This window comes from Herbaspirillum sp. Her4 (assembly GCF_057961335.1).
This window is the reverse complement of record NZ_CM176330.1, coordinates 4,977,179-4,991,354: the sequence shown is the minus strand read 5'-3', so window position 1 is coordinate 4,991,354 and position 14,176 is coordinate 4,977,179. Positions and strand designations below refer to the sequence as shown.

Annotated in this window: 9 protein-coding genes; 1 reads left to right on the top strand and 8 read right to left on the bottom strand. The window is 64.0% G+C overall.

Annotation, left to right across the window (positions count from 1 at the left end):
• Positions 1-163: 163 nt before the first annotated feature.
• The 3 genes from ACWFUC_RS22600 to ACWFUC_RS22590 are packed head-to-tail and all read right to left on the bottom strand — an operon-like array spanning position 164 to position 4,572.
• Complete coding sequence (locus tag ACWFUC_RS22600) at positions 164-1,747, bottom strand: DHA2 family efflux MFS transporter permease subunit (protein ID WP_489623374.1); 1,584 nt, start codon at positions 1,745-1,747, stop codon at positions 164-166.
• 27 nt (positions 1,748-1,774) lie between these two features.
• Positions 1,775-3,007 carry an HlyD family efflux transporter periplasmic adaptor subunit gene (locus tag ACWFUC_RS22595; protein WP_209567201.1) on the bottom strand — a complete coding sequence of 411 codons (1,233 nt, stop codon included), beginning with the start codon at positions 3,005-3,007 and terminating at the stop codon, positions 1,775-1,777.
• A gap of 5 nt (positions 3,008-3,012) precedes the next feature.
• A complete protein-coding gene (locus ACWFUC_RS22590) occupies positions 3,013-4,572 on the bottom strand; it encodes an efflux transporter outer membrane subunit (RefSeq protein ID WP_489623373.1) in 1,560 nt (519 codons plus the stop codon).
• A 241-nt stretch (positions 4,573-4,813) separates the two neighbouring features.
• Here ACWFUC_RS22590 and ACWFUC_RS22585 point away from each other — a divergent pair, with 241 nt between their 5' ends.
• On the top strand, positions 4,814-5,416 hold the full coding sequence (locus ACWFUC_RS22585; protein WP_311433549.1) for a TetR/AcrR family transcriptional regulator C-terminal domain-containing protein: 603 nt from the start codon (positions 4,814-4,816) through the stop codon (positions 5,414-5,416).
• A 120-nt stretch (positions 5,417-5,536) separates the two neighbouring features.
• Here ACWFUC_RS22585 and guaD read toward each other — a convergent pair whose 3' ends face one another.
• The 5 genes from guaD to ACWFUC_RS22560 form a co-directional block, all read right to left on the bottom strand.
• Positions 5,537-6,835 (bottom strand): guanine deaminase, encoded by a 1,299-nt coding sequence (gene guaD, locus ACWFUC_RS22580; protein ID WP_489623372.1) that lies wholly within the window; start codon positions 6,833-6,835, stop codon positions 5,537-5,539.
• Between the two features lie 188 nt (positions 6,836-7,023).
• Entirely contained in the window at positions 7,024-8,091 is a 1,068-nt protein-coding gene (xdhC, locus tag ACWFUC_RS22575) for a xanthine dehydrogenase accessory protein XdhC (RefSeq protein ID WP_489623371.1), read from the bottom strand.
• 19 nt (positions 8,092-8,110) lie between these two features.
• A complete protein-coding gene (xdhB, locus tag ACWFUC_RS22570; protein ID WP_489623370.1) occupies positions 8,111-10,480 on the bottom strand; it encodes a xanthine dehydrogenase molybdopterin binding subunit in 2,370 nt (789 codons plus the stop codon).
• A 31-nt stretch (positions 10,481-10,511) separates the two neighbouring features.
• The gene (gene xdhA / locus ACWFUC_RS22565; protein WP_489623369.1) at positions 10,512-11,996 is read right to left on the bottom strand and encodes a xanthine dehydrogenase small subunit; all 1,485 of its coding nucleotides are present in this window, start codon (positions 11,994-11,996) and stop codon (positions 10,512-10,514) included.
• 326 nt (positions 11,997-12,322) lie between these two features.
• The gene (locus ACWFUC_RS22560) at positions 12,323-13,624 is read right to left on the bottom strand and encodes an NCS2 family permease (protein ID WP_039784743.1); all 1,302 of its coding nucleotides are present in this window, start codon (positions 13,622-13,624) and stop codon (positions 12,323-12,325) included.
• Positions 13,625-14,176: the final 552 nt, after the last annotated feature.

The following is a 14,176-nucleotide window of genomic DNA, read 5'->3' as shown; positions in this document are numbered from 1 at the left end:
GCATGGGGCTGAAGCAGGACAAAGAAGCGAGCGCATGTCCAGAAAGTTCGATTTTTTTGACTGTTCAATCAAGCCTTGGGCCCAAAAAAACAGGCGGCCACCGAAGTGGCCGCCTGCCCAGTCCGCAGGGGGGGACGGACTGTGGGGGGGGGGAGCTTGTGGATCAGTGCGCCGAGGTCGTGTCGGCCACCCGCGTCGGTTTCGGTGCCAGCCACACCGCCAGCGCTGCCAGCGAGAAGGACACCGCCGCCATCATGAAGATGTGGTTGGTGGCCAGCATCACGGCCTGGTTCTGCACCGTCTGCGCCAGCGAGCCCGTGGCCTGTTCAGCGCTCATGCCCGAGGCCATCATGGCATTGACCGCATCGCCGCTGCGATCCACCAGGCCGGACAGTTCGGCGTGGAAGTAGGTGGCGTCGTTTTCCCAGCTGGTATTGACGATGGAGGTCGCAATCGCCCCGGCCATGGTGCGGCAGAAACTCATCAGGCCGGCCGCCGATGCGGTCTCTTCCTCGTTCACGCTGGAGAGCGCCAGGCCGGTGAGTGGCACGAAGAACAGCGGCAGTCCGATCCCCTGCAGGAACAGCGGCCAGCCGATCTGGAAGAACGACATGTCGGTGTTGTTGAAGGCCCGCAGGAAGGTGATGAGGCCCAGCCAGGTCACGCCGATGCAGACCAGCTTGCGCGCATCGACGGTAGTGGACATCTTGGCCACCATGGGGGCGGTCAACACGGCCAGGATGCCGGTCAGCGCCGAAATGCAGCCCGACCAGGTGGCGGTGTAGCCCATGTAGCCCTGCAGCCAGAGGGGTGTCAACACCACCGAGCCGAAGAAGGCACCGAAGGCCAGGCAGATGGTGGTCACGCTGGCGGTGAAGCCGCGGTGGCGGAATACCCGCAGGTCGACGATGGGATTGTGCTCGGTCAGCTCCCAGATCAGGAAGGCAATGAAGAACACCACGGCGGTCACGGCCAGCAGCACGATCTCGGTGGAGGCGAACCAGTCCTTCTCCTTGCCTTCATCGAGCATCAGCTGCAGGGCGGCCACCCAGACCACCATCAGGATCAGCCCCACGCGGTCGATGGGCAGCTTGCTGGTTTTGGTCTCGAAGCGCTTGAGCATGCGCCAGCCGAGATAGCCGCAGATCAGCGCCACCGGTACGTTGATCCAGAAGATGTAGGGCCAGCTGTACTGGTCGCACAGCACCCCGCCCAGGATCGGGCCGGCAATCGGTGCCACCAGCGTGGTCATGGCCCACAGCCCCACGGCCGCCGGCGCTTTTTCCTTGGGGAAGATGCGCAGCAGCAGGGTTTGTGACAGCGGCATCAGCGGACCACCGGCCAGGCCCTGCATGACGCGGAAGGCGATCAGCATGCCCAGCGAATTGGCCAGGCCGCACAGGGCCGAGAACAGCCCGAACATGACCATCGAGAGGATGAACACGCGTACCGTGCCGAAGCGATTGGCCAGCCAGCCGGTCAGGGGCACGGTGATGGCTTCGGCCACCGCATAGGAGGTGATGACGTAGGTGCCCTGGCTGGTCGAGGCGCCCAGCGCCCCGGCGATGGTCGAGACCGAGACGTTGGCAATGGTGGTGTCGAGCACCGCGATGAAGTTGGCGGCGGCCAGCAGGATGCCGGCGCCCACCAGCTGGCCGCCGGTCAGCGGGGCCTCGAAGAGGCCGGGCTGGGCGGCAGGCTTGGGGGAGGGCAGGTCGCCCGCCGCTGCGCTTGTTGTGGATGACATGATGAGTCTTTCCTTGTGCTCGCCGGTTTACAGCGCGCCGGCCCTGGTCTCGGTGCTGGCCGACTTGGGCTGAGCGTCACCGGCCTGCATCTGGCCGCGCGTATCGATCTCCACCACCATCGACAGGCCCACCGACAGCGGACGCTGCGCCAGTTCCTTGGGATCCAGCGAGATGCGCACCGGCAGGCGCTGCACCACCTTGATCCAGTTGCCGGTGGCGTTCTGCGCCGGGATCACCGCAAAGGCCGAACCGGTCCCACCGGAGAGGCCCGTGACCACGCCGTGGTATTCCACCGAGCCGCCATAAATGTCCGCCTTCATGGTCACCGGCTGGCCGATGCGCACCTTGGTCAGTTGTCCTTCCTTGAAGTTGGCATCCACGTGCATCTGCTGCAGCGGCACCACCGACAGCAGGCTGGCGCCGCTCTGCACGCGCTGGCCGACCTGCACCTGGCGGCGGGCAATGACGCCGTCCACCGGGGCGCGCAGCACGGTGCGTTCGAGATCCAGCTTGGCCTGATCCAGCTTGGCGCGGGCCAGGACCACTTCCGGGTTGTCGTCCACGGTGGTATTGGCCGTCAGTACGGTACTGGCCTTTTGCGCACCCTGGGTCGCCTTGATGTTGGCGCGGGACTGCACTTCGGCAGCTTCAGCGGCTTTCAGGTTGGCCTGGGCGGTCAGCAGGGCAGTGCGCGCATTGCTCAATTCTTCACCTGACACCGAACCCGACTTGGCCAGCGCCTCGCGGCGCTGCAGGTCGATCTCGGCGCGCTTCATATCGGCCTGCGCCGACAGCAACTGGGCACTGGCACGCTTCTGCTCGGCCTCACGGGCCAGCACCTGGGCGGCCAGGCCGGCATCGTTGGCGAAGTAGCCCTTGACCTTGCGCTCGGTGCGGTCCAGGTCGGCGGCGGCCTGGTCCACGGCCAGCTTGGCATCGGCGTCGTCGATGCGCACCAGCACGTCGCCCTTCTTGACGGCCTGGGTATCGACCACGTCGACGGCGGCCACGATGCCATTGATGGCTGGGGTGACGGTGGCCACTTCGGTGGCGGTGTAGGCATTGTCGGTCTCGACGTAGCGCGAGCCGATCAGGTACCAGTAGCTGCCATAGCCGATGGCGGCGATGGCGACCACGCCGCCGAAGATGGCAAAGAGCTTCTTGCGCTTTTGCGCAGCGGCGGCCTTGGTGGCCGCTTCATTGCGCTGACGGGTTTCTTCGGCCAGGGTATGGGCCGCTTGGGAATCGCTGTGGGACATGATGTTCAACCTTTCGCTTGCTGTTCGGTGTGGGGCGCGGTGGCGCTGTCTTGGCTCTTGCTGTCGTCGGCGGCGCGGTAGCCGCCGCCCAGGGCGCGCACCAGCGCGACATCCAGGGTGAACAGGCGCGAGCGCAGGTCGGAGAGCTGGCGCAGGTTGCTGATGAGCGTGTCCTGCGCATTGAGCACGTCGAGGTAGGTGTTGAGGCCGCCGTTGTAGCGGTTGCTGACGATGCGATAGGCCTCTTCGGCAGCGTCGGCTGCGGCCTGTACGTCCTGCAGTCGTCCGGCCAGGGCCTTCTCGCTCACGCCGACGTCGGCCACATCCTGCAGGGCCTGGGTGACGGCCTGGTCATAGTTGGCCACGGCTTCGTCATAGCTGGCGCTGGCCGAGCGGAACTGACCGCGCAGGCGGCCGCCATTGAAGATGGGCAGCGAGATCGCCGGGCCGAAGCTGCCGATGTCGGAGCCGCTGCGGGTGAGCATGTCGATGCCCAGCGACTGGAAGCCAAAGTAGGCCGACAGGTTCACATTCGGATAGAAGGCAGCACGCGCCACCTTGATCTGCTTGCCGGCCGCTTCGGCACGCAGGCGTGCGGCCACGATGTCGGGACGGCGGCCCAGCAGTTCCACCGGCAGTTGCGCGGGCAAGCCAAAGGGTTTGGACAGATCGATCTGCGGACGCGCCAGCTGCAGGCCGCGATCCGGGCCGGCCCCGGCCAGTGCGGCCAGCTTGTTGCGTTGCAGGGCGATGGATTCGTCGGTGGCTTTGAGGTCGGCCTGGGCAATGGCGCGGCGCGCTTCCATCTGCTTGACCGAGCCGCGTGTCTCCAGGCCGTTGGTGAAGCGCTGGTTGAACAGGTCCAGCGTTTCTTCACGCACCTTGAGCGCGGCTTCATTGGTATCGCGCTGGGCGTAGAGCTGGGCCAGGTCGGCGTAGGCAGAGGCAATCGAGGTGGCCAGGGTGATGCGCGCCTGGGCGGCATCGGCCCGGCTGGCTTCCAGTTCGGAGGTGGCCGCCGCCAGCGCGGCGCGGTTCTTGCCCCAGAAATCGATTTCGTAGCTGAAATCCAGCGTGGCGCGAGTTTCGTTGTTGTAGCCCTTGGGCACGAAGTCCGGCGGCACGCCATTGTTGTAGGACTGCTTCATGCGATCCAGCGAGGCATTGCCGCTCACCTGCGGATAGAGCGCCGCGCCTTGCTGCTGGGCCGTGCCCTCGGCCTTCATCAGGCGGGCCTTGGCCACCGCCATGGAGGGCGCGCTTTGCAGGGCTTCGGCGATGAGGCCGTTGAGTTGGGTGTCACCGTAGACCGTCCACCACTGGTCGCTCGGCCAGGCGGTCTGCACGGCCGTGGCGGCCAGGGTCTGGGTGCTCTGGTATTGGTCGATGGACTTGGGTTCGGCGCGCGCACCGAGATCGGTGAAGGAAGCACAGCCGGCCATGAGCGCCGCTGTCAGCACGGCCGCCGAGACCGCCGCCGTCCGCCGCCACGGCAGGGTAGGCCGCTCGGACCGCAGCGCCGGATAGGGCGCGCGCTGGTCGGGGAGAGATGAGTTCTTGTTCATTTGCGTGGAGAGTGGAGTGAACGACTGAATCTGAATTTTGATGTTTAAAAACTGTACAGTTCAGTATAGTATTCGCTTTCATGAAGTGTCAAGGCGCTTTGCGATAAATTGCTCGTCTTTTCGCGGCATTGCCGCAACAGTTTTTTTGGCCGCGATTTGATGGCAATCAGGCGGCTTTCGGCGGCATCGTCGCCTATAATTCGGGATTGGCCGGTTTTCTGGCCGGCATTACAGGACAATCATGCGCAAGAAGAGTGAAGAACGGCGGCAGCAGATGATCGACATCGCTGCCGAGGTATTCAACGAAATCGGGTTCGAAGGCGCCTCCATGGCGGAAATCTCGGCCCGTATCGGGGGCTCCAAGGCCACGCTGTACAACTATTTCAGCTCCAAGGAAGAGATCTTCGTGGAGGTGATGATCAAGCAGGTGGGTTGCCAGTTTGAAGAATTGTTCATGGCCTTGCGTAACGAAGACGAAGTACGCGCAGGTTTATTGCGGCTGGCGAATCATTATCTGGGCGTGGTGTTCCGGCCGGAGATTGTGGCGGTGAAGCGGCTGGGGATGTATTACGCCGGCAAGTCGGAACTGGGGCCGCTCTTGTACGAGCGCGGACCCAAACGTGGCTGGACGCGCATTGCCGATTTTCTGAAGGTCAAGATGGACGAGGGCAAGCTGCATGTGGGCGATCCCTGGATTGCCGCCATGCAGTTCCGCGCGCTGATCGAAGCAGAATGGATGGACGTGCGCATGCTCAATGTGGTCACCGAGATCCCGCCGGATCAGCTGCGGACTTCGGCGGAGCGGGCGGTGGAGGCTTTCCTTTATCTTTATCAGCCGCGCTGAGGGGATTCAGACGTGCAAGGTGGCTTGACGGTAAATCGCCTGCCGATCAAGTCCAAAAAAAACGGGCTCACCACTACGGCAAGCCCGGCTTTCCCCGCGATGGGGCCGATATGAACGATTTCAGCGTTGATGCACCCGCACCCCCGCCGAATACGTCGCAGCGATGGCACGGTCGTCACCCAGGATGGCCAGTGCGAACAATTGTTCCTCCAGGCTGTCGGTGGTAGCACTGCGGCGCGCCAGCAAGGGTGTGGCCTGCGGATCCAGCACGATGAAGTCGGCGTCACAGCCCGGCGTGAAGCTGCCGATGGTACCTTCCAGCTGAAGCGCGCGGGCACCGCCCAGCGTAGCCAGATAGAACATGCGCTGCGCCGGCAGGTAGGTGCCGCCCATGCGGGCGACCTTGTAGAGCTCGTTCATGGTCTGCAGCATCGAGAAGCTGGTGCCGCCCCCAACGTCAGTGGCCAGCGACAGCGGCACGCGCGCCGCATCGGCACGGGCAAAATCGAACAGGCCGCTGCCCAGGAACAGGTTGGACGTCGGGCACAAGGTGGCGGCCGACTGCGTGGCCGCCATGCGGGCGCGATCCTGGTCGTCCAGCCAGATGCAGTGCGCATACAGCGCACGCTGGCGCATCAGGCCGTAGCCGTCATACACGTCCAGGTAGCTGCGGGCATCGGGATAGAGCTCCTTCACCCATTTCACTTCGTCCGTATTTTCGGCCACGTGGGTTTGTATATACGTGTCCGGATATTGCGCTGCCAGCTCGCCGGCCAGCTTCATCTGTTCATGCGTGGAGGTCGGTGCAAAGCGCACGGTGATGGCGTAATGCTGGCGGCCCTTGTTGTGCCAGCGCCCGATCAGCTCCTCGCTCTCGCGCACACCCGACTCGGCCGTATCTCGCAGGAAATCCGGCGCATTGCGATCCATCAGGCACTTGCCGGCCACCATGCGCAGGTTGCGTGCATGGCTGGCGGCGAAGAAGGCATCCACCGACTGCGGATGCACCGTGCAATACACGGCCGCACTGGTGGTGCCGTTGCGCAGCAGTTCGGCCAGGAAGAAATCGGCCACCTCGGAGGCGTGTTCCGGCTGCTCGAAGCGGCGCTCGGCCGGGAAGGTGTAGTTGTCCAGCCAGGGCAACAAGCCCGGTGCGGGCGAACCGATGATGTCGGTCTGCGGATAGTGGATGTGGGTGTCGATGAAGCCGGGGCAAAGGATCTTGCCGCGCAGGTCTTCGATGACGGTGCCGGGCGGCAGGGTGGCGGCCAGCGTGGCGTAGTCGCCGGCGGCCTGGATCTTGCCGTCTTGTACCAGCAGCAGGCCATCGCTGTGCCATTGCGTGGCGTGTTCGTCGAAGGCGGGATCGTTGGTGAAATACAGCAGGCTGGCGCGGTAGGCTTGCAGGGATGGGCTCATGGTGTTTCCTCGATGCAGGCGGCGCCGCGCGCACGGGCGCGGGCCGTCGATTCAGTGGTCATCATACTGGAAGGCATGGTCGTGACGATGCTTTCCGTGTTGCGAGAGTGGAATCGAAGGGGAATCCGGTGCGATCAGCCAAAACGTGTCGACAGGATTCCCGGAAGGGGTGACGGCAGGGTGTTCCTTCAGCCTCTGCCGTCCAGAGCGTGTGTGGCCAGACTCAGTGGCCATGCCTTGGGTTTGGGTTGGGTAAAGCGCAGTTCCCACAGTTGCATCAGTTGTGCCACCACCGCAATGGCGATGCTGGCCGGTTCCTTGCCATAGATGCCGGGGATGCCGATGGGGCAGGTGATACGTTCCAGCTGCGCCGCCGAGAAACCGCGCTCCGAGAGGCGATGCTCGAACTGCTTGCGCTTGGTGATGGACCCGATCAGCCCGAACCACGCCGCATCTTCACGCTTGAGGATGCGTTCGCTCAGTTGCTGGTCGAGGGCGTGGCTGTGGGTCATCACGAGATAATACGCGCCGGGTTCGGCCATGTCGACCGCGGCATTGGGCACGTCGGTGGCCTCGATGCGGATCTGCGGCGGCAGGCCGGGCGGGAACATGTCCTCGCGCTCATCCACCCACAGCACCCGGCAAGGCAGGGTCGACAAGACCTTGACGATGGCCGCTCCCACATGCCCGGCGCCGAACAGCACCACCTGCGGCTGATGTGCCCGGCACAGGTCTAGCAGCCAGCGGCGGCCCTGGTCATCGCGCACCAGTTGTGTCTGGCGCGCGTGACGAATGACCTGCGGCGGCAGGCCGAGGTCAGATGCATCGTTCTCCAGCAGTTGCTGGGGCGCGTCGTGATCCAGCGGCAAGGCGCGCCAGCGGTCAGTGCCGCTGCACCACGCCTGCTCCAGCGCCTGCCAGGTATGCAGGGAGGTAGCCTCGGTATCGATGCGCTCGAAACAGAGAAACACCACACCGCCGCAACACTGTCCCAGGCTCGGCCCGAGCGCGATGCGTTCCAGCCGTCGCTGATCGGCCAGCGCGTCGGAATCCGCCGCCAGCATGGCCCGCGCGATCTGCGCCGCACGCCATTCGAGGTGGCCACCGCCGATGGTGTCGAACTGGCCCTCGGCGGTGTAGAGCATGCGCGCCCCCGGCTCGCGCGGCGTTGATCCCTGGATCTGCGCCACCGTCACCAGCACTGCCGGGATGCTGTCCTGCTGCATCAGACGTAATGCGCTCAACCATGTGCTCATGATGTTTCTCCGGCGCGTATTACTGGGTCAGCGTGGCCGCGCGCACGGCATCGACCGCATCGAGGATGGCCTCGCTGGTGGCCGGTGCGCGCAGCGGCGGATTGATGCGATGCGCGCCTACCGACGAGACCGCATCGCGGATCGCCAGGAACACCGAGAACGGCAGCAGCAGCGGCGGCTCACCGACCGCCTTGGAGCGGTGGATGGTGTCGGACACATTGCTGTTGGCATACAGTTCCGTGCGGAAGGCTTCCGGACAATCCGAGATGGCCGGGATCTTGTAGGTGGAAGGGGCATGCGTCATCAGCTTGCCGTCCTTGTTCCACCACAGTTCCTCGGTGGTCAGCCAGCCCATGCCCTGGATGAAACCGCCTTCGACCTGGCCGATGTCCAGCGCCGGGTTCAGGCTTTCGCCGGCGTCATACAGCAGGTCGGCCTGCAGCAGTTTCCATTCGCCGGTGAGGGTGTCGATCACCACTTCCGACACCGCCGCCGCATAGGCGAAATAGAAGAAGGGATGGCCGTGCATGCGCTTGGCATCCCAATGCACCTTGGGTGTGGAATAGAAACCGTCGGACCACAGCTGCACCCGTTGCAGGTAAGCCTTCATCACCAGCTCGACGAAGGGCAGGGATTGCTCTCCCGCCAGCACCAGGCCATCTGCAAAGCGCACTGTTGCGGCCTCCACGCCAAAATGACGAGCCGCCACATCGGCCAGCCGCGCGCGGATCTGCAGGGCGGCGTCCTGCGCGGCCTTGCCGTTGAGATCGCTGCCGGTGGAGGCGGCGGTGGCCGAGGTGTTGGCGATCTTGCTGGTATCGGTGGCGGTGCAGCGCACCTGCTCCAGCGGCACGCCCAGGGCATTGGCCACTACCTGCGCGACCTTGGTGTTCAAGCCCTGGCCCATCTCGGTACCACCGTGATTGACCAGCACCGAGCCATCGGTATAGACGTGCACCAGCGAGCCGGCCTGGTTCAGGTGCGGCACGTTGAAGGAAATGCCGAACTTCACCGGCGTGAGCGCCAGGCCCTTCTTCAATACCGTGCTGCCCGCATTGAACTCGGCCACGGCGCGGCGGCGTTCCTGGTAGCGGCTGCTGCGTTCGAGCTGATCAACCAGGCCGTGGATGACGTTGTCTTCCACTTTCTGGCCATAGTGGGTCACGTTGCGTGCCTCCGGTCCCTCGGCATCGCTGGGTCCGTAGAAATTGTTGCGGCGGATCTCCAGCGGATCGCGCCCGAGATTGCGGGCGATGTCGTCGAGGATGTATTCGATGGCCAGCGCACCCTGCGGTCCGCCGAAGCCACGGAAGGCGGTATTGGATTGCGTGTTGGTCTTGCCGCACATGGCGTGGATTTCCACGTCCGAGAGATAGTAGGCATTGTCGAAGTGGCAGACTGCGCGCGTGGCCACCGGGCCGGAGAGGTCGGCCGAGAAACCGGCTCGCGAGATCATGTCGATCTTGGCCGCGACGATGCGCCCGTCGTCGTCATACCCGATCTCGTAGTCATAGGCAAAGCAGTGGCGCTTGCCGGTGACCATCATGTCGTCGTCACGGTCGGCGCGCAGTTTCACCGGGCGCCGCAGCTTGGCCGCTGCAACGGCCGCAGCGCAAGCCCACAGCGCCGATTGCGATTCCTTGCCGCCGAAGCCGCCGCCCATGCGCCGGCATTCCACCAGCACATCGTGCGAAGCCAGCTTCAGGACGGTGGCAATGTGGTGCTGCATTTCGCTCGGGTGCTGGGTCGAGCAATACACGTGCATGCCGCGTCCCTCCTTGGGGATGGCATAGGAGATCTGTCCTTCCAGATAGAACTGTTCCTGCCCGCCCACATCGAACTGCCCGCGCAGCTTGTGCGGTGCCAGCGCCAGCGCCACCGCCGGTTCGCCACGCGAGAGATGCATCGGCGGCAGCACGTAGGATTGCGCCGCATGGGCATCACGCGGGGTCAGGATGGGCGGCAGTTCTTCGTAGTCGATCACGGCCAGGCGCGCCGCGCGGCGGGCCTGGTCATGGCTGTCGGCCACCACGATGAAGACCGGCTGGCCCACGTATTGCACCAGCCCATCGGCCAGTACCGGGTCGTCGTGGATGATGGCACCGCATTCGTTCTCGCCCGGAATATCGGCGGCGGTGAAGACGGCACGCACACCCGGCGCGGCCTTGACCTTCTCCAGGTCGATGCCGCGCACCCGCGCGTGGGCCTTCTGCGACAGGCCCAGCGCGGCATGCAGGGTGCCGTGCAGTTCGGCGATGTCGTCGGTGTAGGTGGCTTCGCCGGTCACGTGCAGGATCGCCGATTCATGCGGATGCGGCTTGCCCACGGTGGCCCAGTCCTTGGGCGGCTGCACCAAGGTGTTGAGGAATTGTTCGGTTTGCTTGTTCATGCGGTTCTCCTGCAGGTTCGGTCCAGGGGCTTCACGCGGCGCTGACCGCGAAGGCGCGCACATCCTGGCGTGCCAGGGGCGCATCGGTGCGCGTTTCCAGCCAATAGCGATAGAGCAGGTTTTGCGCCGTGCGCAAGCGATAGGCGGCGCTGGCCCGCATGTCCGACAGCGGTGCGTAATCCTGTGCCAGTGCGGTCATGGCCGCCTGCACTTGCGCTTCGCTCCAGGCGCCGCCCTGCAGCAGCGCTTCCGCGTGGGCCGCGCGCTTGGGGGTGGCGGCCATGCCGCCGAAGGCGATGCGCGCCTCGGCGATGGTGTCGCCCTCCATGCGCAGCGCGAAGGCGGCACAGACTGCAGAGATGTCCTGGTCGAAGCGCTTGGAGAGTTTGTAAACCCGGAAGCGCAGGTCCTTGCGCGGCAGCGGGATGCGCACGGCCTGCACCACTTCATCGGGCTGCAGGGCCGACTTCTGGTAAGCCAGGTAGAAATCTTCCAGCGGCATGACGCGCTGGCCACGTACGCTGGCCAGCACGATCTGCGCGCCCAGAGCGATCAGCCAGGGCATGGAGTCGCCGATGGGCGAACCGTTGGCGACGTTGCCGCCCAGCGTGCCGGCATTGCGCACGGGCAGGGAGGCGAAGCGCTGCCAGAGTTCCGACAGCTCTTGCGGATAGTGGCGCGCGGCTTCAGCATAGGCCTCTTCCAGCGAGACGCCGGCCCCGATCTCCAGCATGCCGTCCTGCACCTGCATGGCGCGCAGTTCTTCCACGCGGCCAATATAGACGATATCGCCCAGCTCGCGCATCTGCTTGGTCACCCACAGGCCCACGTCGGTGGAGCCGGCCAGGATGCGCGCCTTGGGCAGGTCGGCGCGCAGTTGCACCAGCTGTGCCAGGGTGCGCGGGGCGTGGAAGGTCTGGCCGGCATGCGTGACGGCCAGCGGCGTGTCCTGGTCGATGGCGCGCAGGGCGGACTTGACGGCCTCGCGGTCGAACTCGACCTTGGGCAGTTCGCCCATGCGGCGCGCTGCATCGATGATGGGACGATAGCCGGTGCAGCGGCACAGGTTGCCGGAGAGGGCATCGTCGATCTCGCGCTTGTCGGGCGTGATGCCGTCCTTGTCATGCTTCAGGTACAGGCCCCACAGCGACATCACGAAGCCCGGCGTGCAGAAGCCGCATTGCGAGCCATGGCATTCCACCATGGCCTGCTGCACCGGATGCAGGCAGCCGTCGGACTGCTTCAGGTCTTCCACGGTGAACAAGGCGCGGCCGTCCAGCGTCGGCAGGAATTGGATGCAGGCATTGACCGTCTTCAGTTCCAGCTGGTCATCGCGCAGTTCACCCACGACCACGGTGCAGGCCCCGCAATCGCCTTCGGCACAGCCTTCCTTGGTGCCGGTGCAATGCAGGTCCTCGCGCAGATGCTGCAGAACGGTGCGGGTCGTGGGTTGGCCTGCTACTTCGTGGGTCTGGCCGCGAAAGTAGAACTGGATGGGGCGGGTGGTCTCTGGCATTTGGCTTTACTCGAATTTGGATTGTCTACAAAACAGACTGCTTTATGGCGCGCTCCAGGGCGTATCGTGGGGCGTGCTTCTTGTTGTTGGATCTGCTTTCAGGCGGCACCTCCGCTTGGGGCGGTGGCCGGCCTGTGGTGTCTCCCGTGGCCAGATGGCATTCAAGAAACGTGCCGGGGTCGTCAAAAGAGGAAACCGATTGTCCGCGGATGATTGTTGCGAACGATTGTCGGGCTCCCTCTTGTCACGATCCCGAAGAGGCGGCCGGTTTGTTACCGGGCTGCCTCTTCGATTTTTCCTTTTACTTCATGAGGCCGCTTGGCCGCTCATTCACCGCCGAGGTAGATGATCTTGAACAGGAAGATCGCGGCGATGATCCAGATTACCACTGATACATCCTTCATACGACCCGTCAGCAGCTTCAATCCGGCATAGCTGATGAAGCCCAGTGCCAGGCCATTGGCAATGGAGTAGGTGAAGGGCATCACCAGTGCGGTGATCACGGCCGGTACGCATTCGGTGGTGTCTTCCCAGTCGATGTGCACCAGTTCGCGCAGCATCAGGCAGGCCACGAAGAACAGCGCCGGTGCCGTGGCATAAGCCGGGACCACGCCGGCCAGCGGGGCGATGAACAGGCACAGCAGGAACAGCACGGCAATGGCGACCGCAGTCAGGCCGGTGCGGCCACCGGCCTGCACGCCGGCAGCGCTTTCGATGTAGGCGGTGGTGGAGGAGGTGCCCAGCAGGGAGCCGGCGACAATGGCGGTGCTGTCGGCCATGAGGGCCTTGTTCAGGCGTTCCATCTTGCCGTCCTTCATCAGGCCGGCACGGGTGGCCACGCCCATCAGCGTGCCGGTGGCGTCAAACAGCTCGACCAGGAAGAACACCAGCACCACATTCAACAGGCCCATGGAAATGGCACCCTTGATGTCCAGCTGCAGGAAGGTCGGGGCGATCGAGGGCGGGGCGGCGAAGATGCCGGAGAAATGGTTGCCGCCAAAGACGAAGGACAGCACCGTCACCAGCAGGATGCCGATCAGCAGTGCGCCACGCACCTTCAATCGGTCCAGCGCCACGATGACCAGGAAGCCGATGATGGCCATCACCGGGGCCGGCTGGTGCAGGTCGCCGAGGGTGACGAAGGTGGCCGGGTTGGCAGCGACGATGCCGGCGCTCTTCAGGGAAATGATCGCCAGGAACAGTCCGATGCCGGCCGGGATGGCCGTGCGCAAGGACTGCGGGATGCTCTTGATGATCAGCTCACGTACCCGCAGCACGCTCACCAGCAAGAACAGGCAGCCCGAAATCAGCACCGCGCCCAGCGCAGCCTGCCACGGGAAACCCATGCCCTTGACCACGGCATAGGCAAAGTAGGCATTCAAGCCCATGCCAGGGGCCAGGCCAATCGGATAGTTGGCATACAGGCCCATGATCAGCGTGCCCACCGCCGCCGCCACACAGGTGGCCACAAACACCGAGTCCTTGGGCATGCCGGCATCGCCCAAAATGCTGGGGTTGACGAAGATGATGTAAGCCATCGTCAAAAAGGTGGTCAGGCCGGCCAGCAACTCCGTGCGGACGGTGGTGCCGTTCTCTTCCAGGCGGAAGAACTTGTTCAAGGCGTTCATTGTGGGTTGTCTCCGTTTGGTCCGTTTTTATGCGCCGGAAAACTTGCCTGGCATTGGCGCTGTGCATGCGCTTGAGCATGCGTCAGGGCCGGGGGCAGGCAAAAAATGGGCGGTGCTGGTGGGGGTGCTTTTCGCATTGTTTTGGCAGCGTTGCTAATGTCGTTGAATTTCATCTGAGGGATGTAAGGGATGGCACATAGCCATTATTAACCTGGAGTTATAAGTGGGATTTTCGGCGGAAATCAGCGCTGGCGCTGGAGATTGTTGCTGCGCATTGGTGACACGGAGGTATGGAATCTTGTGTTTCGCAGGCGAGATTTTGCCAGTTTTATCTTGCGGGGGCTTTTTGGGGTGGGGTTTGTTGTTTTGGGGAAATTATTTACTTGCTTGCTTGTTTGTTTGATTGCTTGCTTGCTTGGGTAGTCTGCACGGAATGCTTTCCTGCGCTCTAGCTTAATTATTTCCTCTCTCCGGGCGGAACGGAGCGCCGGGGGCGGCCCGGCAGCCGCTCACTTTTCTTGTCTCGCCAAGAAAAGTAAGCAAAAGAAGGCG